Annotated in this window: 1 pseudogene; it reads right to left on the reverse strand. The window is 43.5% G+C overall.

Features of this window, described 5'->3' with window-relative positions:
- Positions 1-128: 128 nt before the first annotated feature.
- A pseudogene (locus PL640_RS25655) lies at positions 129-230 on the reverse strand (IS5/IS1182 family transposase); the annotation flags it as partial.
- Positions 231-386: the final 156 nt, after the last annotated feature.

Below are 386 nucleotides of genomic sequence, written 5' to 3' on the forward strand. Positions count from 1 at the left end.
GATCAAGCAGGTGCGACAGACGTCATACTAGATATCAAGCGACTTCTCCTATCCCCTGGGAACACATCAATCTTACCGGAGAATATCGTTGGCCAAAGCCTTAGCGTAGGATTTCGCCCTCTCCCGCAAACGACCCCTTTATTGTAGGTGGGCCAGTTGGTGATTTTGAACTTTTGCTTTGCCACGGAACGGTCTGCGTTGTCGGGAAGATGCGTGATCTGATCCTTCAACTCAGCAAAAGTTCGATTTATTCAACAAATCCACGTTGTGTCTCAAAATCTCTGATGTTACATTGCACAAGATAAAAATATATCATCATGAACAATAAAACTGTCTGCTTACATAAACAGTAATACAAGGGGTGTTATGAGCCATATTCAACGGGA

The organism is Agrobacterium sp. ST15.16.024, from assembly GCF_027956545.1.
Taxonomy (GTDB): Bacteria; Pseudomonadota; Alphaproteobacteria; order Rhizobiales; family Rhizobiaceae; genus Agrobacterium; species Agrobacterium cucumeris.